Source organism: Nocardia arseniciresistens (genome assembly GCF_046764875.1).
GTDB lineage: Bacteria > Actinomycetota > Actinomycetes > Mycobacteriales > Mycobacteriaceae > Nocardia > Nocardia arseniciresistens.
In genome coordinates, this window is record NZ_JBKORD010000008.1 from 308,006 (window position 1) to 330,092 (window position 22,087).

A 22,087-nucleotide genomic window follows, 5' to 3' on the forward strand; every position below is an offset into this window, starting at 1 on the left:
GATGGAGCCGAGCGCTAGCGAGGCGCAGTCATGAGCGCAGTCGTCGCCGATGCTGTCGAACATCTTGTTCGCGGCATCGTCGCCAATCCCGATGACGTCCGCGTCGAGCTGATCACCGGCCGTCGCGGGCGCACCGTCGAGGTGCATGTCCATCCCGAGGATCTCGGCAAGGTGATCGGGCGCGGCGGTCGTACCGCGACCGCGCTGCGCACCCTCGTCGCCGGTATCGGCGGCCGGGGCATCCGGGTCGACGTGGTCGATACCGACACCTAGATGGAACTCGTCGTTGGGCGGGTCGCCAAGTCGCACGGTGTGCGCGGCGAACTCGTCGTCGAGGTCCGCACCGACGAACCCGAGGCACGTTTCGCGCCGGGCATCACATTGCGTGGTCGCCTGGCGCGTTCCAAGGAAGTCCGTGACTTCGAAGTGGAGTCGGCCCGAGAGCATTCGGGCCGACTTCTCGTGCATATCGTCGGGGTTGCCGACCGCACCGCGGCCGACGCGCTGCGCGGCACGCTGTTCTTCGTCGACAGCGCAGACCTACCGCCGTCGGAGAATTCGGACGAGTACTACGACCACGAGCTGGAGGGGCTGGACGTCCAGCTGACCGACGGCACGGTCGTCGGCAAAGTCACCGAGGTGCTGCATTCCGCTGCGGGAGAACTGCTTTCGGTGCGCGCTGCCGAAGACGGCCGGGAGATCCTGATCCCGTTCGTCAACGCCATCGTTCCGACGGTGTCTTTGGCCGATGGTCTCGTCGTCATCGATCCGCCCGAAGGTCTCCTCGATCCGGAATGACGGCGGGATGAGAAACGCTTACACAGCGCTTATGCCGCCGCCGGGGTGCTCGAACTCCGGTGCGGGACAGGGGGCGGCATGAAACTCGATGTCATCACCATCTTTCCGGAGTATTTGGAGCCGCTGCGAACCGCCTTGCTCGGCAAGGCCATCGACAAGGGCCTGATCTCTCTCGACGTGCACGATCTGCGCGGCTGGACGCATGACGTGCACAAATCCGTTGATGATTCGCCCTATGGTGGCGGGCCGGGCATGGTCATGAAGCCGACCATCTGGGGCGAGGCCCTGGACGAGGTCTGCCCCGACGACGCTCTGCTCGTCGTGCCGACCCCCGCCGGAGTCCCCTTCACACAGGCGACCGCGCAGCGCTGGGCGACCGAGAAGCACCTCGTATTCGCTTGCGGCCGTTACGAAGGCATCGACCAGCGCGTCTTCGATGACGCGGCCCGGCGCGTGCGCGTCGAAGAGGTCAGCATCGGCGACTACGTCCTGATCGGTGGCGAGGCCGCTGTCCTCGTCATGGCCGAGGCCGTCGTCCGTCTGCTACCGGGAGTCCTCGGCAATCAGCAATCCCACCAAGAGGATTCGTTCTCCGACGGCCTGCTGGAAGGGCCCAGCTACACCCGGCCGGTGACCTGGCGTGATCTGGACGTCCCGTCGATTCTGCTATCGGGCGACCACTCCAAGGTTGCCGCATGGCGTCACGAGCAGTCACTCGAACGAACCCGAGCGCGTCGCCCGGATCTGTTGCCGCCGAACTGACTTCACGCTGCTGCCGCGTAGTGTCGGTGCCCGTTTCAACGTTGAGCGCCGCCCGCCGATCCTGGTGGGGCGAAGGTTCGTGATCGCGTCGGCTTGACCTAGGGCAGTAATCCATGGCGGCGGGCGATCACGACCGCCTCGTGCCGCGAATGGGTATCGAGCTTGCTCATCGCGTTGCGCAGGTAGCTCTTCACGGTTTCGGTGCTGAGCGAAAGGCGTTGTGCGGCTTCCTGGTTGGTGCAGCCGAGCGCGATCTGGGACAATACGTCGAGTTCACGGCGAGATAGGCGAGGTGCGTCAGACCCGGGAGCGCCGGTCAGCACGCGGGTCAGTCGTTCGCACACATCGTGCAGGCGGGTGCGTAGCCGCTCGTCCTCGGCCGAGCGCGCCAGGCCACGAAGTTCGGCGTGGATGTCGCGCAATTCCTCGGTGACCGCGGGCGCGGTGTCGGGAGTCGGTGTCGCCAGTTCGAGCAGGCGGATGCGCCGATCCACCTCGTCCCGAATGGTGATTTCCGAAGCAAGCCGACGCCCGGCCTCCACCATCAAGTCGGCGGTGCGGTCGCCGAGCGGTGAGCCGCCGCGATTGGCGGCATAGAGGACCGCGCGGGAGTGATCGTCCACGACCACGGGGACCGCGACAACAGAGCGAATGCGCTCGCCGGAGACCGGCCCGTCGTAGTGGTGGGTGATCGAAGACGCGTTGCGGTAGTCGGCGACCGACGCCGGCCGCCGCATATCCATGACCCGGCCACCGAGTCCGGAGGTGCGCAGCACGCTGAGGCCGCGCAGCCCGTTGGTCATAGTGCCGACGAACTCGGTCAACAGCAGTGCGTCGTTGTGTACCTCGCCGCCGAATACCACCGGCACCCCGGCCTTGTTCGCCACCCAGCGGATCTCCGCGCGCAGCGCGTCAGCGTCGCGCGGGCGCAGCAAGGAGGTGGTGTGGGTCAAACGACTCACCCCTTTTCGGGGGTAGTGGCGAACATGATGTGACCCACATCCTATTCGAAGGGGGTGTGGCGAATCACAAATGAGGAGTGGCGACATGAGCACGGACCTGAATGCACGGGTGCGCGAGCTACTGGAGCGCTACGACGGGCCCGGCGCGTGCGCTGCCGAGTTGTTGTGCGACCGGCATTCGGAGGCCGAGGTCGCGTTCACCGTCGTCGATGCCGACCTCAGTTCGACAGACCTCACCTACGGTGAGCTCCGCGAGCGATCGGCGCGGTTCGCCGCGGCGCTGGCCGAGCAGGGAGTCGGGCCGGGGGATCGGGTCGCGACCCTGATGGCCAAGTCGGTAGATCTGGTGGTGGCGCTGCTCGGGATCTGGCGTCGCGGCGCGGTCCATGTCCCGCTGTTCACCGCTTTCGCGCCACCCGCCATCGCGTTCCGGTTGTCCGCGAGCGGCGCGGTGCTCGTCATCGTCGATGCCGACCAAGCGGGAAAATTGGCACCGGGTGCGGACATTCCCGGGGATGCGCCGTGGCGGGTCGTGGTTGCCGGTGACGATGCGTCAACGCAGCTGCGCTTCGCCGATCTGCTCGCCGCGCACTCCGCCGATGATCCACGGGCGGCGGCGGTCACCGTAGGCGGCGACGGACTGCTTGTGCAGCTGTTCACCAGCGGCACCACCGGCACGCCGAAGGGCGTGCCCATTCCGGTCCGTGCGCTCGCGTCCTTCCATGCGTACCAGGAGTTCGCGCTGGACGTCCGTGCGGAGGACGTGTTCTGGAATGCCGCGGATCCGGGCTGGGCCTATGGGCTCTACTACGCGATCCTCGGCCCACTTGCCGCGGGATCTCGCAGTCTGATGTTGCACGCGGGGTTCTCGCCCGCGCTGACCTGGCAGGTACTCGCACGCTTCGGCGTCACCAACTTCGCAGCCGCCCCGACCGTGTATCGGGCGCTGCGGGCCGACGACACCCCGGTGCCGGCCGGAGTGTCGCTTCGGCGGGCGTCCTCGGCCGGTGAGCCGCTCACCCCGGAGGTAGTCGCGTGGTCCGCCGAGCATCTCGGGGTGGCCGTGCGCGACCACTACGGACAGACCGAGCACGGCATGGTCATCTGCAACGCCTGGCACGACGAGCTGAACGCCGCGGCGCCGATCGGCTCGATGGGCAGGCAGTTGCCCGGCTGGAGCTGTGCGGTGCTCGCCGACGATGCCGACGTCGAGGCGGAGCCTGGGCAGACCGGCCGGGTCGCGATCGACACCGAGCGCAGCCCGTTGCTGTGGTTCCTCGGCTACCTCGACACCCCCGAACGTACCGCGCAGCGCTACACCCCGGACGGTCGCTGGTATCTCACCGGCGATACCGGATCGAGGGACGCCGACGGGTTCTTCCGCTTCTCCTCCCGCGACGACGACGTCATCATCATGGCCGGCTATCGCATCGGCCCGTTCGAGGTGGAGAGCGTGCTGGTGCTGCACGAGCAGGTCGCCGAGGCGGCGGTCGTCGGGATGCCCGACGAGCTGCGCGGGGAGGTGCTCGAGGCGTTCGTGGTGTTGCGCAACGGCTCCGAGGGTGACAAGGAGCTTGCCGCCGAGCTACAGATACTGGTCAAGGAGAAGTTCGCCGCGCACGCGTACCCGCGCAAGGTGCATTTCGTCGACGCGTTGCCCAAGACGCCGAGCGGCAAGGTGCAGCGGTTCGTGTTGCGTCAGCAGGGGAGCAAATGATGGCACCGATACCCCAGCCCAGCTACGCGTCCGGTATTTCCGACACCCCATTGCTCGGTGACACCATCGGCGCCGACTTCGACCGCACGGTCGCCGCTCATCCGGACCGAGAAGCGTTGGTGGACTGCCTATCCGGTCGACGCTGGACCTATCGACTACTGGCCGACGCGATCGACACCCTGGCCACCGGCCTCGCGGCGCACGGCATCGAGAAGGGCGACCGAGTCGGTATCTGGGCGCCCAACTGCCCGGAATGGTTCATGGCCCAGTACGCGACGGCGAAGCTCGGCGCGATCCTGGTGAACATCAACCCGGCCTATCGCACCAGCGAACTGGCGTATGTGCTGCGCCGAGCCGGGGTGCGGATGCTGATCGCGGCGCGTGCCTTCAAATCGTCGAACTACGTCGCGATGATCGAGCAGGTGCGGCCCGAATGCCCGGATCTGGAGCAGGTGCTCGTGCTCGGCACACCGGAATGGGATGCGCTGGCGCAGGGTGAAATCGACGTCGACGGACTCGCACGGATCGCGGCGACACTGTCCACCGATGACCCGATAAACATTCAATACACCTCCGGCACAACGGGATTCCCGAAGGGGGCCACGCTCAGTCATCACAATATCCTGAACAACGGCTACTTCGTCGGCGAGCTCTGCGGCTACACCGAGCAGGACCGGATCTGTGTTCCGGTCCCGTTCTACCACTGTTTCGGCATGGTCATGGGTAACCTCGCCAGCACGAGCCACGGTGCGGCAGTGGTGATTCCCGCGCCATCGTTCGATCCGGTGGCGACCTTGGCTGCCGTCGAGTCCGAACGCTGCACGTCGCTCTACGGTGTGCCGACCATGTTCATCGCGCTGCTCACCGAATTGGATTCCGCCACAACGGATCTGTCGAGCTTGCGCACCGGCATCATGGCGGGCTCGCCATGTCCGGTCGAGGTGATGAAGCGGGTGATCGACCGGATGGGCATGCGCGAGGTGTGCATCTGCTACGGCATGACCGAGACCTCGCCAGTGTCCACCCAGACCCGCCGCGACGACGGCCTCGACCGGCGCACCGCCACCGTCGGCCGGGTCGGCCCGCACCTCGAGGTCAAAATCGTCGACCCCGCAACGGGTCTCACCGTCCCGCGTGGCGAACCCGGCGAACTGTGCACCCGCGGCTACTCGGTAATGCTCGGCTATTGGTCCGACGCGGCCGAGACCGCCGAGGTCATCGACGCGGCCCGCTGGATGCACACCGGCGACATCGGCGTGATGGACGACGACGGCTATCTGGCGGTCACCGGCAGGATCAAGGACATGGTCATCCGTGGCGGCGAGAATGTCTACCCGCGCGAGATCGAGGAGTTCCTCTATACCCATCCCGACATCCTGGACGCCCAGGTGATCGGCGTGCCCGACCCGAGGTACGGCGAGGAACTGATGGCGTGGATCCGGATGTGCGACGGTGCAAAACCTTTGGACGCCGACGCCGTCCGCGACTTCTGCATCGGGAAGCTCGCGCACTTCAAGATCCCGCGCTACGTGCACGTCGTCGAGGAGTTTCCGATGACGATCACCGGAAAGGTTCGCAAGTCCGAGATGCGCGAACTGTCGCGCGCTCTGCTCGGGTTGTCGTAGCGAGTGCCCCGATTACTGCGGTCGCGTGGCCCGCGGGTGGCACACATAGTGTGTGACAAGATCATTCGTCGGAAACCTGATGCATCTGATATCGAAAGGTCTTACATGCCCATCGGTTCGCTATCACGTGTTCTGTCTTGCGTTTTTGCCAGTGCAGCGCCACTGCTCTTGATCGCACCGGCTGCTGTCGCCGCCCCGGATAGCCCCTACAGCTGCTCGGGGATATTTTTGTCGAACGATGGTTCCGCAGAAGTGGAGTCATGCATATACGCCGAGAACGGGGTGCCAAGGGCATTCGGCGGTCTCACGATCAAAGGTGGGGCCATCACGCCCGAAACTGATTGCACCATGGTTGTGACCGTGGTGGATTTCAACGCGTATGAGACCGGCGCGAACGAACAGGTCGCGACCAGTGGCCCATTTCGTTGCATGGACGGTAGGTATCCCTCTCCGCCGTTGACCGTGGACAGTGCGCTGGCGAAGCCGGGGCATCGCTATCGCAATTTCACCGAAGTCACCAAAGACGGTCAGGGGATCGCTCGTATCTACAGCCCAGACCTGATTTTGCAGTAGCGACCCTGCTCGGTTTCAGCACAGGATTCGAAGTGGTGCTCGGGTATGTCGCGCCGAGCACCTTCTTCGGTGGCATGGCGTTGTTGGCGCACTTCGGGTTCCACGGTACGTGCACGTCGTCGACGAGTTCCCGATGACCGTCACGGGAAGGCGCGCGAGGCGGAAATGCGCGAACTCGCGAAGACCATGCCGTACTGATCGACGCCGCGTACACGGCGGTTCACCCGGGTGCCAGCCCGTTGTCGGAGGACGACGGTAGTGTCTGCGGACGTGACGACAGCGCCCGAGACCGCCAGTGCAGAGCCCCGTCCCAGTTCCGACATCGCGAGCCAAGCCAGCGTCAACCGTCGCATCGCCGACGAGCTGCGGGTACGCGAGAGTCAGGTGCGCGCGGCCGTCGAGCTGATCGACGCAGGCTCGACCGTGCCCTTCATCGCGCGTTACCGCAAGGAGGTGACCGAAGGTCTCGACGACGCGCAGCTGCGTCAGCTCGACGAACGCCTGCACTACCTGCGCGAACTCGACGAGCGCAGGGCCGCGATCCTCGAGTCGATACGCAGCCAGGACAAACTCGAGCCCGCACTGCACCAGCAGATCATGCTCGCCGAGACCAAGGCCCGCCTCGAGGACATCTACCTGCCGTTCAAGCCCAAGCGGCGCACCAAGGCCCAGATCGCGCGCGAGGCGGGCCACGAGCCGGTCGCCGACGCGCTGATCTCCGATCCCAGCACCGACCCGGCGCAGTACAACGCCGAGCAGCTCGACGGCGCCCGCGCCATCCTGGTCGAACGATTCGCCGAAGACGCCGACCTGGTCGGGGAACTGCGCGAGCTGATGTGGAACCGCGGCCAGGTCAGTTCCTCGGTGCGTGCGGGCAAGGAGGAGGCGGGCGCCAAGTTCGCCGACTATTTCGAGTTCAGTGAGCCGTTCACCAAACTGCCTTCGCACCGGATTCTCGCGCTGCTGCGCGGGGAGAAGGAGGATGTGCTTTCGCTCCAACTCGAACCGGACACCCAGGAACTCGAGCCGGGTGAGCGCAGCATCTTCGAGGGCAGGATCGCCCTGAAATTCGATATCGCCGAGCGTGGCCGTGCCGCCGACAGCTGGCTGCTGGACACCGTGCGCTGGGCGTGGCGAACCAAACTGCAAGTGAGCCTTGGCATCGACACCCGGATGCGGTTGCGCCAGGCGGCCGAAAAGGATGCCGTCGACGTGTTCGCCGCGAATCTGCGTGACCTGCTGCTCGCCGCACCCGCGGGCACCAGGACCACCATGGGCCTGGACCCGGGGTACCGCACCGGCGTGAAGGTCGCCGTCGTCGACGGCACCGGCAAGGCCGTCGCCACCGAGGTCATCTACCCGCACAAGCCGCAGGACCAGACCGAAAGGTCCCTCGCTGTGCTCGGCGCGCTGGTCGCCCGGTTCGGTGTCGAGCTCATCGCGATCGGCAACGGCACCGCCTCCCGCGAGACGGATGCGCTTGCCGTCGAACTCATTTCGCGCATTCCGGAGAACAAGCCGACCAAAATCGTGGTGTCGGAGGCGGGCGCGTCGGTGTACTCCGCGTCGGCCTACGCGACGCAGGAACTGCCCGACATGGACGTGTCACTGCGCGGTGCGGTGTCGATCGCGCGCCGTCTGCAAGATCCGCTCGCGGAGTTGGTGAAGATCGACCCGAAGTCCATCGGCGTCGGCCAGTACCAGCACGACGTGTCCGAGACCCTGCTGGCCCGTTCGCTGGGCGCGGTGGTCGAGGACGCGGTGAACGCGGTGGGTGTCGACGTCAACACCGCGTCGGTGCCGCTGCTCTCGCGCGTTTCCGGTATTGCGGGGTCGGTCGCGGAAAGCATTGTGGCGCACCGAGATCAGAACGGCCCGTTCCGCAGCCGTACCGCGCTGCTCGACGTGCCGAGGCTCGGACCCAAGGCCTTCGAGCAGTGCGCGGGCTTCCTGCGGATCCGCGGCGGCGCCGACCCGCTCGACACCTCCGCGGTGCACCCCGAGGCGTATCCGGTGGTGCGGCGGATCCTGGAATCGACCGGCCACGGCGTGACCGAACTGATCGGCAATACAACAGCGTTGCGTGCGCTGCGGCCCGCCGAGTTCACCGACGAGAAATTCGGTGTGCCGACTGTCACCGACATCATCTCCGAGCTCGAGAAGCCGGGCCTCGACCCACGCCCCGAATTCAAGACCGCCGAATTCGCGGCGGGTGTGGAGAAGGTCGGAGATCTGGAGCCGGGCATGGTGCTGGAGGGGGTGGTCACCAACGTGGCCGCGTTCGGCGCGTTCGTCGATGTGGGCGTGCACCAGGACGGCCTTGTGCACGTGTCGGCGATGTCGCACAACTTCGTCAAGGATCCGCGCGAGGTGGTCAAGTCGGGCGACGTGGTCAAAGTGAAGGTGCTGGAAGTCGACGTCGCACGTCAGCGCATCGGGCTGTCGTTGCGCCTGGACGACGAGCCCGGCACCACCGGAAAGGGTGAACGCGGCGACGGTCGCGGGCGTGGACAGGGCGATCGCCCGAGTAATCCCGCTCGTGGCGGGTCCGCCGGTGGCGGGCAGCGGCAGAATGGGCAAGGCAAGCCGCAAGGACAAGGTAAGCCGCAAGGACAAGGCAAGTCGCAGGGACAGGGCAAGTCGCAGGGACAGGGCAAGTCGCAGGGACAAGGCCGTAGCCAGGGTGGCAACCAGCGCCGAAACACGCCCGCGCCGACCGGCTCGATGGCCGACGCTCTGCGCAAGGCAGGTTTCGGACAGTAGGACGACAAGCGGAGGTATGTAGGCGGCCATGCGACGGTGGCTCGAAGACGATGTGATCGCGCAGGGCAGGCTTCCGCTGCTGTGCTTCTTACTAGGGTTCATCGTCGGATTCCTGTTGATCAGACTCAGCGTTCGGCTGATCCGTAAACAGGTGCGTTGGTGGCCGGGCAACGTGCGCTCCGGTGGGGTGCACATCCATCACATGGTGTTCGGGGTCATCCTGGTGCTGCTGTCGGGCATCGGGATGGTCACCATGTACCAGGACGCCAGCACCCTGACCGCGAGCCTGCTCGCGGCCGCCTTCGGAGTCGGGGCGGCCCTGACCCTCGACGAGTTCGCGCTGATCTTCTATCTACGCGACGTGTACTGGGAGAAACAGGGTCGCACCTCGGTGGACGCGGTGTTCGTCGCGCTGGCTGTGACCGGGTTGCTACTGCTCGGCTTCCATCCGCTGTGGTTGTTGGATATCAACGACTTTCGCCGCGACCCCAGCGTCGAGATGCGTATTTTCATCGTCGCGTTCTCGGCGGTGAACCTGGCCCTCGCGGCCATCGTGATCGCCAAGGGCAAGATCTGGACCGGCCTGTTCGGCATGTTCTTTCTGCCACTGCTCTTCGTCGGCGCGTTGCGACTGAGCAGGCCGGGTGCGCCGTGGGCCCGCTGGCGATACAGCGACCGGCGGCGCTTGATGTACCGCTCGATCGTGCGTGAGCGGCGCTACCGGCGGCCGATGATCAGGGCCAAGATCTTCGTCCAGGACCTGATAGCCGGCAAACCCGACGTCGAGCACGTCCGCACAGCCGCCGAGGCCGAACTGGCAAGAACGGTCATCCCCGCCCCGCCGTCCCCCCACCCCCACCGGCACCTCCCCTGGTCATCGGAGCACGAGACCCCTCGCTGAGCTGATGCCGCCGGGACGAGTGGCACATCGGTCGCCGGGGCGCCGAACGGCCGCCGACAGGGGGCGATTTTCTTCGCGACCCGCTGATCTGGCACAATGCGTGGGTTGCCCTGGGTGGTTGTTGACCCGGCGCACCCCCTTATTCGGAGCATGAACCGGTCGAGCACGTCCAGTGCCGCCAGGGTCCTCTGTTCGCGCAAACATCAGAAGGATGGACATGAACACCCTTGACTTCGTAGACGAGAAGTCGCTGCGCAGCGACGTCCCCGACTTCCGGCCGGGTGACACCCTCAACGTGCACGTAAAGGTCATCGAAGGTTCGAAGGAGCGCATCCAGGTCTTCAAGGGCGTCGTCATTCGACGCCAGGGCGGTGGCATCCGTGAGACCTTCACCGTCCGCAAGGTGTCGTTCGGCGTCGGCGTGGAGCGCACCTTCCCGGTGCACACCCCGAACATCGACCACATCGAGGTCGTGACCCGCGGTGACGTTCGCCGGGCCAAGCTGTACTACCTGCGCGATCTGCGCGGCAAGGCCGCCAAGATCAAGGAAAAGCGCTGAATCTTTAGCCGCGCCTTCGGCACGGCGGATTCGCGGTCCCTTATAGTCGCGAATCGAATCGAAAACTCGGTTAGCCCGGCACTACGCGGTTCGTCGCGGTGCCGGGCTAATCTGTTCGGCGTGGCAGACGAAAGTGGGTCGATGGCGGTGTCCGAGTCGGACGACGAAGGATCGGATCGCGCTCGCGGTAAGTGGCGAGCCAAGAAGAAGCAGCGCCCTTTCTGGCAGGAGTTGCCGATCCTCATCGTGATCGCGGCGGTCATCGCGGCGTTGACGGTCAGTTTCGTCGGGCGTCCGTATGTGATTCCTTCCGAATCAATGGAGCCCACCCTGCACGGCTGCTCCGGTTGCACCGGCGACCGCATCTACGTGCAGAAGCTGAGCTACTACTGGGGCGATCCGGTGCCGGGTGACGTTGTGGTGTTCGTCGGTCCGCCGTCCTGGAACACCAGGTATCAGTCGATTCGGTCAGACAATGCCGTGGTGCGCGGCGTGCAGAACTTCTTCTCCTTCTTCGGGCTCGTGCCGCCGGATGAGAACGATCTGGTGAAGCGGGTGATCGCCACGGGCGGTCAGACCGTGCAGTGCTGTGACGACCAAGGCCGAATCCTGGTAAACGGCAAGCCATTGGACGAGCCGTACGTCAAGAGCGATTTCGCGTGGGTGTCCGGCCAACAGAACGCCACCTACCCCTCCGGCCGCGTGTTCGGCCCGGTGAAGGTGCCGGACGGCAATGTGTGGGTGATGGGCGACAACCGCAACCACTCCGCCGACTCTCGTGCCCACGTCTCGGACGAACTGCAAGGAACGGTCCCCTTGGACAACATCCGCGGCAAGGCGGTGTTCAAGATCTGGCCGCCCGGCCGGATCGGCCCGGTGCGCGCTCAGGACCCCCAGCAGAATTGACCGGCCCCGGCGAGGTGATCCACCCAGGCGCAGGATAATTGAACGGTGGGGCAAGGTCGAGTGGCACAGGCTTACGGCGGGACGCCGAGCAATAGTTGGCCGCCGCGTGTGGTGATGCGCCGGGCGGGCGGCTTACGCACGCTGGAGGCGGCGCTGATCCGCAGCGGGCTCGGCCCGGTCGCGGGGGTCGACGAGGCGGGCCGTGGACCGTGTGCGGGACCCCTGGTGGTCGCAGCGTGCTTGCTCGCCCCCAAGGCCTACGACAAGCTGGCGGGCCTCGATGATTCCAAGAAGCTCACCGAGTCGGTGCGCGAGGAGCTCTATCCGGTGATCACCCGGTTGGCGCTGGCATGGAAGGTCGTTGTCATCCCAGCCTGGGAGATCGACTCGATCGGCATCCACGTGGCCAATATCGAGGGCATGCGCCGGGCCGTCGCAGGCCTCGGGCAGACGCCCGGATACGTGCTCACCGACGGATTCAGGGTGCCAGGCATTCCGGTGCCGTCGCTGCCGGTCATCGGTGGCGACGCGGCCGCGGCCTGCATCGCGGCGGCGAGCATCCTGGCGAAGGTCACCAGGGACCGAATGATGGTCGAGCTGGACGAGCGCTTCCCCGGCTACGGTTTCGCCGCGCACAAGGGCTACAACACGCCCGAACACACCGCAGCACTCGAGCGGCTCGGGCCCTGTGACGAGCACCGGCGATCGTGGCGAAACGTGCGGGAGGCCGGGGGCCTCCGCCCCGGCGTCAGCACGGCCGGCGACGCCGGTGCGGTGCTCGCGGCAGGCACCGATGACATGACTTCCGAAGATCCCCAGGCCTTGGGTGGGGATAGCCGAGTGGCTACCGACGCTGCCCATGCGCGATGATGTCAGCACACGCAGTGCGGCGAGAAGGAGGACGTCCCACCCGATGAGTGCCGAGGACCTCGAGAAGTACGAAACCGAGATGGAGCTCTCGCTATATCGCGAGTACAAAGACATCGTCGGTCAGTTCTCGTACGTGGTGGAGACCGAGCGCCGCTTCTACCTTGCCAATTCCGTAGAGCTGCGCCCGCAGAACGCCGATGGCGAGGTGTATTTCGAGGTGCGCATGAGTGACGCGTGGGTCTGGGACATGTACCGCCCCGCCCGCTTCGTGAAGCACGTTCGAGTGATCACCTTCAAGGACGTCAATATCGAAGAGCTGGAGAAGCCGGACCTGCGCCTGCCGGAATAGGCGCGCGGTCGCGGCCCGCACCCGCCGGCACGGGGCCAAGCCCTACTTCCGGCCAGCGAGGGCGGTGTCGCGCGATATCTGCGCTTAGCACGGTGCACCGACAGGCTGGGGTCGATCAGTTGGCCTACCCGGTGGTTGTCCACAGCTGAGCTGCTATCAACAGGGACGCTGTCCGGGCAGGTCGGCGTCGTCGAGCCCGGCACGGCTCGGCGCACGCTGACCTGGTGACGGACAAACAGGCGCTCGGTGCGCACGGGGAAGAATTGGCGGCGCGGTTCCTGCGGGCCGCCGGGATGGAAATCGTCGGAAGGAACTGGCGGTGTAGGTACGGCGAGCTCGATCTGATCGCCCAGGACACCCGCATCACCGCTTTCGTGGAGGTGAAGACCCGGTCCGGTCTGGGATTCGGCACACCCGCGGAAGCGGTCACCTTCACCAAACGGCAACGGATCCGACGGTTGGCCCTGATGTGGCTTGCCGAACAGGACGGTCCATGGCGGCCCATTCGGTTCGACGTCGTCTCGATCCTGATGACGCGCGAGCAGGGCCCGGTCATCGATCATCTGAAGGCGGTTTTCTGATGGCGCTCGGGCGAGCGCATTCCGTCGCCGTGACCGGGGTGGACGGCCTGTTGGTCGAGATCGAGGCGGATATCGGTCAGGGCTTGCCCTCGGTGCACCTGGTCGGGTTGCCGGACACCGCGTTGCAGGAATCCCGTGACCGGGTGCGTTCCGCGGTGGCCAACTCGGGGGAGAAGTGGCCCGATGGCCGAGTCATCCTCGCGTTGTCGCCCGCGACGCTGCCCAAGATCGGCAGCGTCTACGACATCGCCTTGGCCACAGCCGTTCTGGATGCGTCGGGCGCGATCCCCTCGGATCGGCTCGCCAAGACCGTGTTACTCGGTGAACTCGCGCTCGACGGCCGCATTCGGCGGGTTCGCGGCATCCTGCCCGCGGTGATCACCGCACGAAACGCCGGCTGGCAGACGGTGATCGTGCCCGAATCCGCCATGGCCGAGGCAGGATTGGTGGATGGGATAACGGTGTACGGAGCGGCGAGCCTGCGCACCCTGGTCGCGTGGCTACGCGGTGAAGGCGTGCTTGCGGAGCCGGACGGCGCACTGCCCGACGTTGTTCGCTCGGGCGGCGACCTGAGCGAGGTCGTCGGCCAGGAAGAGGCCAGATGGGCATTGGAGGTGGCCGCGGCAGGCGGCCATCACCTGCTCTTGACCGGCCCACCGGGCATCGGGAAAACAATGCTGGCGCAACGCCTGCCGAGCCTGCTGCCACCACTGTCGGAAACCGAGGCCCTCGAGGTGACAGCCATCCACTCGGTGGCGGGCGCACTGTCGTGCGATCAGCCGCTGATCACCATGCCGCCCTTCGTCGCACCGCACCACTCCACCTCGGCCGCCGCGATGGTCGGCGGCGGCTCGGGCTCCGCCAGGCCCGGCGCGGTGAGCCGAGCCCATCGCGGCGTCCTGTTCCTCGACGAATGTGCCGAGATCGGCACGAAAGTACTCGAAGCAATGCGAACCCCGCTGGAGGAAGGCGAGGTACGAATCGCCCGCCGCGACGGCGTAGCCCGCTATCCCGCCCGCTTCCAACTCATCCTCGCGGCAAACCCGTGCCCCTGCGCACCCGCCCGGGACATCGATTGCATCTGCGCACCCTTGGCCCGCCGCAGATACCTGGGCAAACTCTCCGGCCCGCTGATGGACCGCATCGACATCTGGGTCCAGATGCACGGCCACATCGGCGCGGGGTTCGGCACCGAAGCGGCCGAAAGCAGCGCCACTGTCCGCGACAGAGTCGCCGCAGCCAGGCGATTGGCCCTGCAACGCTGGCACGAATACGGCTGGCTCACCAATGCCGAAGTCCCCGGACACGTACTCCGCCAACATTTTCGACTGCCCCGAGAATCCGTGGCTCCCGTCGAAGCCGCCCTACGCCTCGGCCGCCTATCGGCTCGAGGCGCCGACCGCGCCATCCGAGTCGCCTGGACCATCAGCGACCTGCGCGGCGCGGACCTCCCCAGCGCCCAGGACGTCATGTCCGCATTGAACTTCCGCCAACGAGGCGCCCAGTGAGCGCGGCCATCGATCCACTCGGGTCACCTGATGGCCGAGACAAAGAGCATCCAACCGTGCCGTCGGCTGTGGGTAGCGATGGGGCTGTGGGGCAGGGTTCGGAAACCGTTCCGGGGGCAGCGTGTCCGGCAGCTGGCTGTGAAGGGCGGCTGGAGCTACCCATAGTGGCGTCGACCACCGGGTCGTTGACGTCGGGCCGCGATGGGGCTGCGGGGACGGCTGTCGAAGTCGACTCCGGGGCTGCCTATTCGGCGGGGAGTGAGGCCGACGAGCGGAGTGCGGTGTCCGGCGCGCGGGTGTCGGAGCTGGGGGAAGTGCGCGTGGCGCGGCGTTCGGCAGGTGGCTATCCGATGGACGGAGCAGGCAGGCGGAGCGTGGTGGATGTCATCGGGCGGGCGGGGGTCGGTGGTGACGGGGCTGCTGTGCAGGGCGCGGACAGCTGCCCCCGAGTTCGCGAAATCGGCGTTGAGGGCGAAGCTGGAGTGCCGAGTGCGGTCCCGGGTGTGGGGGCGGGCGTTGGTGTGGGTGGGTTGCCGGGTGCCTTCGGAGGGAGTGCGAATGCTGGGAGCGGTGACGTAGGGGCGCGGAGATCGGCTTGGGCTTATTTGTCTCGGGTTGTCCAAGGGCCTTGTGCGGCGTTGTCTTCATTGATCGAGGCGGTGGGGGTGGTCGAGGCCGCGCATGCTGTGCGGGAATGTGTGCTGCCGGAGTCGTTGCGGGGGCCGACCGAGCAGCGACGCGGGATTGACAGCGCGGCAAGGGATTTGGAGTTGATGGCGCGAATCGGCGGGCGGTTGGTTACGCCCGATGATGCGGAGTGGCCTGCCTGGCGGATGTTGGGGTTGAGTCAGCTCGACCCGGGGCGTGATCGGGATGGGGCGGTGCCGCTGGCGTTGTGGGTGCGGGGACCGAGGTCGCTGCTCGAGTCGAGTGAGCGGGCGCTCGCGGTGGTCGGTGCACGATGCAGTAGCGGTTACGGCGATCGTGTCACGGGGGAGATCGTCGGTGATCTTGCGGCACAAGGGTGGACGATCGTCTCGGGGGCGGCATTCGGGATCGACGGTATGGCGCATCGGGCGGCGCTGGCGGTCGATGGACGGACTATCGCGGTACTCGCCTGCGGTGTGGACCGTCCCTACCCCGCACAGCACGCTCGGCTTCTCGCCGAGATCGCCGATCGTGGGCTGGTCGTGAGTGAATACCCGCCCGGCACGGTCGCGCACAAGCATCAGTTCTTGGCGCGCAACCGCCTGATCGCGGCCTTGGCCGACGGGGTTCTCGTGGTGGAAGCGGGGCTGCGCAGTGGTTCTCGCAATACCGCCAAGTGGGCGCGCCGCCTCGGCCGCCCCGCCATGGCCGTCCCTGGACCGATCACCTCCGCATCGTCGGTCGGTTGCCACCGAATGATCCGCGAAGGAGAAGCCTTGCTCGTAACTCGCGCAGAGGAGGTCATCGATGAAGCGGGCCCATTACGCCTTTCGCTCCCGGACCATCAAAAGCCTGACCCAGGAGACGGACTGTCCGGCGACGAATCTGCGGTCTTCGCCGTACTGCCGAAGATCGGCTCTCGCCTGCCGAGAACCCTCGCCGAACAATCCGGACTACCGCTAGCGATAGTCCGAGCCGTCCTCCCGGCACTCGAGTTGTCCGGGCTGGTCGGCACAGACGAAAACGGTTGGTACCGAATCGAACGGCCGCCCACGCCAGGCCCCTTGGCATGATGCGCGACCGCTGTGGTGTGTGGCGTCGGCGACGGATGGACCTCGGCGCCGAATCGGTCGCGGGACGGCTTCGACTTGGAATGGCGATCGGTGTGGCACTTCGGCGCGCTGGCTTGCCAAGCGCGCGAACGCAGGCGACGGTGGGTGGATGGAGTTGCCGGAGGATCTAGAGGCATTACTGGGGGAGTATGGGCGCCATCTGCGGCTCGGTCGGAACCGGTCGGCGCACACTGTTCGCGCGTACCTGGGCGATGCGCGGTCGCTGCTGACGCATCTGTATGCGCGTTCGGCGGATTCGGCGGTCAGGGAACTCGATCTGGCATTGCTGCGGTCTTGGCTCGCGCAGCAAGCGGGCGCGGGTGTCGCGCGCACGACGATGGCCCGACGGGCGTCCTCGGCTCGGACCTTCACCGCGTGGCTGACCGGTGCCGGTCGTTTGGAAATCGATCCCGGACTGCGGCTCGGGTCACCGAAGGCGCATCGGGTGCTGCCTGCTGTGCTCGGCACCCAGCAAGCCGTTGCCGCCATGGACGCGGCCGAATCCGGTGCGCTGCAACGTGATCCGATGGCGTTGCGCGACCGTTTGATCGTGGAGCTGTTGTACTCGACCGGCATTCGTGTGAGCGAGCTGTGCGGGCTCGACATCGACGACGTCGATAGGGAGCGGCATCTGGTCCGAGTGCTCGGCAAGGGAAACAAGGAACGTTCGGCGCCGTTCGGCGTGCCTGCCGACGAGGCCATCGGGAACTGGCTGCAGTACGGCCGACCCGCGCTGGTCGCCACGGAGTCCGGACGTGCGCTGCTGCTGGGACGTCGCGGCAAACGCATCGATCAGCGCCAGGCCAGAACTGTTGTGCACGAAGTGATTTCGGCGATTCCGGGGGCGCCGGACATGGGTCCGCACGGACTCCGCCATTCGGCGGCGACGCATCTGCTGGAGGGTGGCGCCGATCTCCGTGTAGTACAGGAACTACTCGGCCACGCCAGCATGGCCACGACCCAGCTGTACACGCACGTCTCCATCGAACGACTGAAGAAGGTGCACGACCAGGCGCACCCACGCGCATGAGTTTGCCGGGCCCGGCGCACCTAGGCGCGTGAGTAGATTCTGAAACGTGTTCTTGCGGCTTGAAGCCATGTTGCGACTACGAAGAAGCCGCTATTCTGACACGAGTTCTAGTTTTGGAGGATTTGTGGACGCCGCACCATCGGGTGATCAGCAGTTGGTCCCCCTACCTCGGGGGGTCCGTACCGCCGCGGGTAGGCAGGCACGTCGATGACCACGCACACCATCCTCGGCAAGGACATCCACATGCCGGTGCGGATCCGGCTCGCACGCACCTTCATGGCGACCTACCTGGTGCCCGCCGACGCGGCACAGCGGCTCATCGAATACTCGGGCCTGGGCATCGCGCGCCTGCCCGGCGGCCGCGCCGTATGCACGCTGGTCTTTGTCGACTACGTCGACGGAGACCTCGGCCCATACAACGAATTCGGCGTTTCCTTCATGGTCCGCCACCACCGCGGTACCGCCGCCGCCAAGTTCGGCGACCTGCGTGCCCTACTGACCGGAAGCGCCGGTGTCTTCATTCACCGGCTGCCTGTTGATGGCGAGTTCACCCTCGCGGCGGGTCGCGGCATTTGGGGATTTCCTAAGGAGCTCGCCGACTTCACCGTGCATCGCGACGGCGGTGCGCGCCGTGGTGTCCTGCACCAGGACGGCAACCTCGTCGTCGATCTAGCGGTCTCGTCGGGCGTCGCGCTGCCCTCGCGCCGCGACACCTCGTCGTCGTTCGACGCCTACTCGCACATCGACGGCGTCACTCGCTGCACGCAGTGGCAGATGGAACCGTTGGACGTGCGTTTCCGCGTTGGCGGCGCCGACCTCAGCCTCGGTGACCATGCGTGGGCGGCCGAGTTGGGCTCGCTGGGTTTGCCCAAGCGCGCGCTGATGACCTCCGTGGTCGACCATCTGTCGATGACGTTCCAGGACGCCGCCCTGGTATGAGGCGATGAACTCCGTCGAGGGCTCGCTGTCGCACAGCTAGGTTCGTGGACGGTCGTCCTGGTGACGGCTACGCTGATGTTGCGGATTGTTTGCTAACGGCACGAAACCCGACCAGAGATGGAGTGGCGCCCGTGAACCCCGACCATCGGCATCGAACCGCGGAGAAGGCCCCTGAACTGGAGGATCACCGCGGTACGGTCGCCGATATGTGGGGCAAGTTCCGCGCCATGCGCGGTCCGCGGCACATCCTCGACGGTGCGACACCCGCGGTCGGGTTCCTTATCGGCTATTCCATAGCCGGTGCCGAGCTCGGGGTCTTCGTCGCCATTCTGATCGCCGTCGTACTCGCCGCCGTCCGCCTGGTGCAAGGCGATTCGGTGCGCATCGTCGCGTTGTCGGTGCTTGTCGTCCTGGTGTTCTCGTTGTTCGTCGAGATCACCGGGGAAGGGCGCGCCTTCTACCTCCCGGAAGTTGCGCTGTGCATCGTGATGGCGGTGCTGTTCGGTGCGACCTTGCTCACCGGAAAGCCCTTGAGCTACACGGTGTCTCGCCGAATCCGGCTCGAACCGGCCGAGCCCGCCGATCCGGCTGCTCGGTTGAAGCTGCATCGGCGAATCACGTTGGCCTGGTTCGTATTCTGGGCGGTGCACGTGGTCGTGATGCTGCCGCTGTATATCGCCGACAAGGTCGTGATCCTCGGCACGGTGGCACTCATCCTCGGCAAACCCGCGCTGGTCGTCATGCTGGCCGCGACCTGGCTGTGGGTCCGTAGCAAATCCGGGATGTCGACCAGCCGAGCCGCGGCGTGACGCTCCCGAGCCCCGCCGAGGAGTCCGACGACGACGAGGAACTCGACTACCGCTTCACCCTCGCCAACGAGCGCACCTTTCTGGCCTGGATACGTACCTCGCTCGGTCTGCTCGCGGGCGGTGTCGCCGTGCACACTCTGGTCCAGCCGTTTCGCATGTCCGGCTTTCGGCGGGCGCTCGCCCTGAGCTGCATCGTGCTCGCGGTGATCGTTGCGATCGGCGCCTACACGCACTGGCGGCGCGTCGGCGCGGCGATGCGCCTCGGTGAACCGCTGCCCGTCACGATCATGGTGCCGATTCTTTCGGCGGGCATCGCGCTGGTGTCGGTGCTGGCGTGTGTGGCGGTGCTGCTGCGATGAGTCGGGCCGGTCTTGCCGCGGAACGAACCGCGCTGGCGTGGCGACGCACCGCGATCGCCGCGATGGTCGTTGCCGCGCTGTTCCTCGATCGCGCCGCGATCCATGGCTGGCGGGCGGCAGCGATCGGCCCGATCGGTGCCGCCATCACCTTGGCCGTGGTGGCGGGCATCTGCTACTCGCGCAATCGCAGTCTGCACGAAGGCCGCTTCGATCACGGCCCGCGCGTTATCGCCGTCACAGTGGTGGCCGTCGTTGCCGTCGCCTGTGTCGCGGCCGTTATCGGCTTGACCGATCCGCAACCCTAATACGTTCCGGCCCAGGTAATTCGGCCACCACACAGGAGGATGAACATGAGCACAGCCACCGAGCCGAGCGACTTCATCATCGCCGAGCAGCGGCGAGCGGGCGCGGCGCTACCGCTCGCGGACGCCGCCGACATCGCGGATGTCGATCGCGGGTTCATCGCGGCGCTGGAGCCGGGTGTGGTCACCAGCTCGGATGGAACTGTGGTGTGGGACAACGATTCCTATGAATTTCTGCGTGAGCCGTGTCCCGCATCGGTCAATCCGAGCCTGTGGCGGCAGTCCGGGCTGGTCATCAGGCAGGGCCTGTACGAAGTCACCGAAGGGATCTATCAGATCCGTGGCCTCGACCTTTCGAACATGACGCTGATCGAAGGTAGCGCCGGTGTGGTCGTCATCGATCCACTGATCTCCGCGGAAACCGCGGCCGCCGGGCTGGCGCTGTACCGCGAGCACCGTGGCGAGCGCCCGGTGACCGGTCTCATCTACACCCACTCGCATGTCGACCATTTCGGTGGCGCGATGGGCGTGACGACCATGGAAGATGTTGCGGCAGGACGCTGTCCGGTGCTTGCTCCGGCCGGGCTCCTCGAGCATGCGGTGGCCGAAAATGTCTACGCCGGTACCGCCATGGCGCGCCGGGCTGCCTATATGTACGGCGCCGCGCTGCCACGCGGCCCGCTCGGACAGGTGGGTGCCGGTCTCGGTCAGACCACCTCGCTCGGCACAGTGACCTTGATTCCGCCGACCATCGACATTACCGCCACCGGCCAGGAGGAGACGGTCGATGGGGTCCGGATCGTCTTCCAGATCACTCCCGGCACCGAGGCGCCCGCCGAAATGAACTTCTACTTCCCCGACCATCGAGCGCTGTGCATGGCCGAAAACGCCACGCACACACTGCATAATCTGCTCACTCTGCGCGGTGCGCTGGTACGTGACCCGCATGTGTGGGCGAAGTACCTGACCGAGGCGATCAATCTGTTCGCCCGCGATTCCGACGTGGTGTTCGCCTCGCACCACTGGCCGACCTGGGACACCGAGCGTCTCGTGGAATTCCTCGCCCTGCAACGTGATCTGTACGGATACCTGCACGACCAGACGTTGCGTCTGCTCAACCAAGGCTATGTCGGCAACGAGATCGCCGAGATGATCTCGCTGCCACCGGCTGTCGAGAACGCTTGGCACACACACGGGTACTACGGCTCGGTCAGCCACAACATCAAAGCCATCTACCAGCGGTACATGGGTTGGTTCGATGGCAATCCGGCCCACCTGTGGGAGCATCCACCGGTCGAATCCGCCACGCGCCATGTGGAATTCATGGGCGGCGCCGACGAGATACTGCGCAAAGCCCAGGTCTCCTACGATGCGGGCGACTACCGCTGGGTGGCCCAGGTGGTCAACTACGTCATCTTCGCCGACCCTGCCAACGAAGCGGCAAAAGCATTGCAGGCCAGTACCTTCGAGCAACTTGGCTACGGCGCGGAGAACGCCACCTGGCGTAACTTCTACCTCAGCGGCGCCTACGAGCTGCGCAACGGCTCCTTCGGCACCCCCACCAAGACCAACTCCCCGACCATGCTCGCCGCATTGACCGTCGAGCAGATCTTCGACGCCATGGCGCTGCGCGTCGACGGCCCCAAAGCCTGGGACCAGCGGGTAACAACCGACTGGAACATCAGCGACGAGAACCGCATCCACCGTCTGGAACTGCGCAATGGCCTACTCACCCACTACGACCTGCCCTCCGGCGCGACCCTCCCCGACCCCGACGCCTCCTTCACCCTCTCCCGCCCAACCCTCATCCGAGTCCTACTGGCAGGCGAAGACTTGGGCGCCGCGGTCGCCGCAGGCCACGTCACCCTCACCGGCGACCCCACCAAGCTCGCCGAGATCATCGGCGTATTCGACGCCCCCGACCCAGACTTCGCCATCGTGACGCCGTGATGTGCGCCATCGTGACGCGTGACTTTGCGCCATCGTGACGCCCTGACAGTGCGGCGTGGTGGCC

At 66.2% G+C, this 22,087-nt stretch carries 22 protein-coding genes; 21 read left to right on the plus strand and 1 reads right to left on the minus strand.

Annotated features, from left to right (window positions below):
• Window positions 1-30: 30 nt before the first annotated feature.
• From ACLMAJ_RS17215 to trmD, 3 genes are all read left to right on the plus strand, one after another.
• A complete protein-coding gene (locus ACLMAJ_RS17215; RefSeq protein ID WP_412014707.1) occupies window positions 31-273 on the plus strand; it encodes an RNA-binding protein in 243 nt (80 codons plus the stop codon).
• Window positions 274-798: a ribosome maturation factor RimM gene (gene rimM / locus ACLMAJ_RS17220; protein WP_412014708.1), complete on the plus strand. Its 525-nt coding sequence runs from the start codon at window positions 274-276 to the stop codon at window positions 796-798.
• 78 nt (window positions 799-876) lie between these two features.
• The gene (trmD, locus tag ACLMAJ_RS17225) at window positions 877-1,560 is read left to right on the plus strand and encodes a tRNA (guanosine(37)-N1)-methyltransferase TrmD (protein WP_412014709.1); all 684 of its coding nucleotides are present in this window, start codon (window positions 877-879) and stop codon (window positions 1,558-1,560) included.
• Window positions 1,561-1,658: 98 nt separating this feature from the next.
• On the opposite strand, the gene ACLMAJ_RS17230 is transcribed toward trmD, so the two are convergent.
• Entirely contained in the window at window positions 1,659-2,513 is an 855-nt protein-coding gene (locus tag ACLMAJ_RS17230) for a helix-turn-helix transcriptional regulator (RefSeq protein ID WP_412014710.1), read from the minus strand.
• Window positions 2,514-2,607: 94 nt separating this feature from the next.
• Here ACLMAJ_RS17230 and ACLMAJ_RS17235 point away from each other — a divergent pair, with 94 nt between their 5' ends.
• The 18 genes from ACLMAJ_RS17235 to ACLMAJ_RS17320 all read left to right on the plus strand — a co-directional run bounded on the left by ACLMAJ_RS17235 (window position 2,608) and on the right by ACLMAJ_RS17320 (window position 22,023).
• On the plus strand, window positions 2,608-4,239 hold the full coding sequence (locus tag ACLMAJ_RS17235; protein ID WP_412014711.1) for an AMP-binding protein: 1,632 nt from the start codon (window positions 2,608-2,610) through the stop codon (window positions 4,237-4,239).
• Window positions 4,239-5,864, plus strand: a complete 1,626-nt coding sequence (locus ACLMAJ_RS17240; protein WP_412014712.1) for an AMP-binding protein — start codon at window positions 4,239-4,241, stop codon at window positions 5,862-5,864. Before ACLMAJ_RS17235 ends, ACLMAJ_RS17240 begins: the two co-directional genes overlap by 1 nt.
• A 105-nt stretch (window positions 5,865-5,969) precedes the next feature.
• On the plus strand, window positions 5,970-6,437 hold the full coding sequence (locus ACLMAJ_RS17245; protein ID WP_412014713.1) for a hypothetical protein: 468 nt from the start codon (window positions 5,970-5,972) through the stop codon (window positions 6,435-6,437).
• A 270-nt stretch (window positions 6,438-6,707) separates the two neighbouring features.
• The gene (locus ACLMAJ_RS17250; RefSeq protein WP_412014714.1) at window positions 6,708-9,200 is read left to right on the plus strand and encodes a Tex family protein; all 2,493 of its coding nucleotides are present in this window, start codon (window positions 6,708-6,710) and stop codon (window positions 9,198-9,200) included.
• 28 nt (window positions 9,201-9,228) lie between these two features.
• Complete coding sequence (locus ACLMAJ_RS17255) at window positions 9,229-10,101, plus strand: hypothetical protein (RefSeq protein ID WP_412014715.1); 873 nt, start codon at window positions 9,229-9,231, stop codon at window positions 10,099-10,101.
• A 217-nt stretch (window positions 10,102-10,318) separates the two neighbouring features.
• Window positions 10,319-10,660 (plus strand): 50S ribosomal protein L19, encoded by a 342-nt coding sequence (gene rplS / locus ACLMAJ_RS17260; protein WP_029893064.1) that lies wholly within the window; start codon window positions 10,319-10,321, stop codon window positions 10,658-10,660.
• A 120-nt stretch (window positions 10,661-10,780) separates the two neighbouring features.
• Window positions 10,781-11,566 carry a signal peptidase I gene (gene lepB, locus ACLMAJ_RS17265; protein ID WP_479725037.1) on the plus strand — a complete coding sequence of 262 codons (786 nt, stop codon included), beginning with the start codon at window positions 10,781-10,783 and terminating at the stop codon, window positions 11,564-11,566.
• A gap of 114 nt (window positions 11,567-11,680) precedes the next feature.
• A complete protein-coding gene (locus ACLMAJ_RS17270; protein ID WP_412014807.1) occupies window positions 11,681-12,436 on the plus strand; it encodes a ribonuclease HII in 756 nt (251 codons plus the stop codon).
• A gap of 43 nt (window positions 12,437-12,479) precedes the next feature.
• Entirely contained in the window at window positions 12,480-12,785 is a 306-nt protein-coding gene (locus ACLMAJ_RS17275; protein WP_011210678.1) for a DUF2469 domain-containing protein, read from the plus strand.
• Between the two features lie 224 nt (window positions 12,786-13,009).
• Window positions 13,010-13,366 carry a YraN family protein gene (locus ACLMAJ_RS17280; RefSeq protein ID WP_412014716.1) on the plus strand — a complete coding sequence of 119 codons (357 nt, stop codon included), beginning with the start codon at window positions 13,010-13,012 and terminating at the stop codon, window positions 13,364-13,366.
• The gene (locus ACLMAJ_RS17285; protein ID WP_412014717.1) at window positions 13,366-14,874 is read left to right on the plus strand and encodes a YifB family Mg chelatase-like AAA ATPase; all 1,509 of its coding nucleotides are present in this window, start codon (window positions 13,366-13,368) and stop codon (window positions 14,872-14,874) included. Before ACLMAJ_RS17280 ends, ACLMAJ_RS17285 begins: the two co-directional genes overlap by 1 nt.
• Window positions 14,875-15,479: 605 nt before the next feature.
• Entirely contained in the window at window positions 15,480-16,595 is a 1,116-nt protein-coding gene (gene dprA, locus ACLMAJ_RS17290) for a DNA-processing protein DprA (RefSeq protein WP_412014808.1), read from the plus strand.
• A gap of 148 nt (window positions 16,596-16,743) precedes the next feature.
• Window positions 16,744-17,664, plus strand: coding sequence for a tyrosine recombinase XerC (locus ACLMAJ_RS17295; protein ID WP_412014718.1), 921 nt, complete (start codon window positions 16,744-16,746; stop codon window positions 17,662-17,664).
• A gap of 207 nt (window positions 17,665-17,871) precedes the next feature.
• Window positions 17,872-18,603, plus strand: a complete 732-nt coding sequence (locus ACLMAJ_RS17300; RefSeq protein ID WP_412014719.1) for an acetoacetate decarboxylase family protein — start codon at window positions 17,872-17,874, stop codon at window positions 18,601-18,603.
• 131 nt (window positions 18,604-18,734) lie between these two features.
• The gene (locus tag ACLMAJ_RS17305) at window positions 18,735-19,412 is read left to right on the plus strand and encodes a DUF3159 domain-containing protein (protein ID WP_412014720.1); all 678 of its coding nucleotides are present in this window, start codon (window positions 18,735-18,737) and stop codon (window positions 19,410-19,412) included.
• A complete protein-coding gene (locus tag ACLMAJ_RS17310; protein WP_412014721.1) occupies window positions 19,409-19,771 on the plus strand; it encodes a YidH family protein in 363 nt (120 codons plus the stop codon). Before ACLMAJ_RS17305 ends, ACLMAJ_RS17310 begins: the two co-directional genes overlap by 4 nt.
• Window positions 19,768-20,076 carry a DUF202 domain-containing protein gene (locus ACLMAJ_RS17315; RefSeq protein ID WP_412014723.1) on the plus strand — a complete coding sequence of 103 codons (309 nt, stop codon included), beginning with the start codon at window positions 19,768-19,770 and terminating at the stop codon, window positions 20,074-20,076. The genes ACLMAJ_RS17310 and ACLMAJ_RS17315 overlap by 4 nt, the downstream gene beginning before the upstream one ends.
• 45 nt (window positions 20,077-20,121) lie before the next feature.
• The gene (locus ACLMAJ_RS17320) at window positions 20,122-22,023 is read left to right on the plus strand and encodes an alkyl/aryl-sulfatase (RefSeq protein WP_412014724.1); all 1,902 of its coding nucleotides are present in this window, start codon (window positions 20,122-20,124) and stop codon (window positions 22,021-22,023) included.
• The last annotated feature ends 64 nt before the right edge of the window (window positions 22,024-22,087 follow it).

Coding starts and splice junctions, on each gene's coding strand:
- ACLMAJ_RS17270 (WP_412014807.1), top strand. CDS start 11,681: ATGCGCCGGGCGGGCGGCTTACGCACGCTGGAGGCGGCGCTGATCCGC.
- ACLMAJ_RS17315 (WP_412014723.1), top strand. CDS start 19,768: ATGAGTCGGGCCGGTCTTGCCGCGGAACGAACCGCGCTGGCGTGGCGA.
- ACLMAJ_RS17285 (WP_412014717.1), top strand. CDS start 13,366: ATGGCGCTCGGGCGAGCGCATTCCGTCGCCGTGACCGGGGTGGACGGC.
- rimM (WP_412014708.1), top strand. CDS start 274: ATGGAACTCGTCGTTGGGCGGGTCGCCAAGTCGCACGGTGTGCGCGGC.
- ACLMAJ_RS17255 (WP_412014715.1), top strand. CDS start 9,229: ATGCGACGGTGGCTCGAAGACGATGTGATCGCGCAGGGCAGGCTTCCG.
- ACLMAJ_RS17300 (WP_412014719.1), top strand. CDS start 17,872: ATGACCACGCACACCATCCTCGGCAAGGACATCCACATGCCGGTGCGG.
- trmD (WP_412014709.1), top strand. CDS start 877: ATGAAACTCGATGTCATCACCATCTTTCCGGAGTATTTGGAGCCGCTG.
- ACLMAJ_RS17245 (WP_412014713.1), top strand. CDS start 5,970: ATGCCCATCGGTTCGCTATCACGTGTTCTGTCTTGCGTTTTTGCCAGT.
- ACLMAJ_RS17235 (WP_412014711.1), top strand. CDS start 2,608: ATGAGCACGGACCTGAATGCACGGGTGCGCGAGCTACTGGAGCGCTAC.
- rplS (WP_029893064.1), top strand. CDS start 10,319: ATGAACACCCTTGACTTCGTAGACGAGAAGTCGCTGCGCAGCGACGTC.
- ACLMAJ_RS17320 (WP_412014724.1), top strand. CDS start 20,122: ATGAGCACAGCCACCGAGCCGAGCGACTTCATCATCGCCGAGCAGCGG.
- ACLMAJ_RS17240 (WP_412014712.1), top strand. CDS start 4,239: ATGGCACCGATACCCCAGCCCAGCTACGCGTCCGGTATTTCCGACACC.
- ACLMAJ_RS17275 (WP_011210678.1), top strand. CDS start 12,480: ATGAGTGCCGAGGACCTCGAGAAGTACGAAACCGAGATGGAGCTCTCG.
- ACLMAJ_RS17215 (WP_412014707.1), top strand. CDS start 31: ATGAGCGCAGTCGTCGCCGATGCTGTCGAACATCTTGTTCGCGGCATC.
- ACLMAJ_RS17295 (WP_412014718.1), top strand. CDS start 16,744: ATGGAGTTGCCGGAGGATCTAGAGGCATTACTGGGGGAGTATGGGCGC.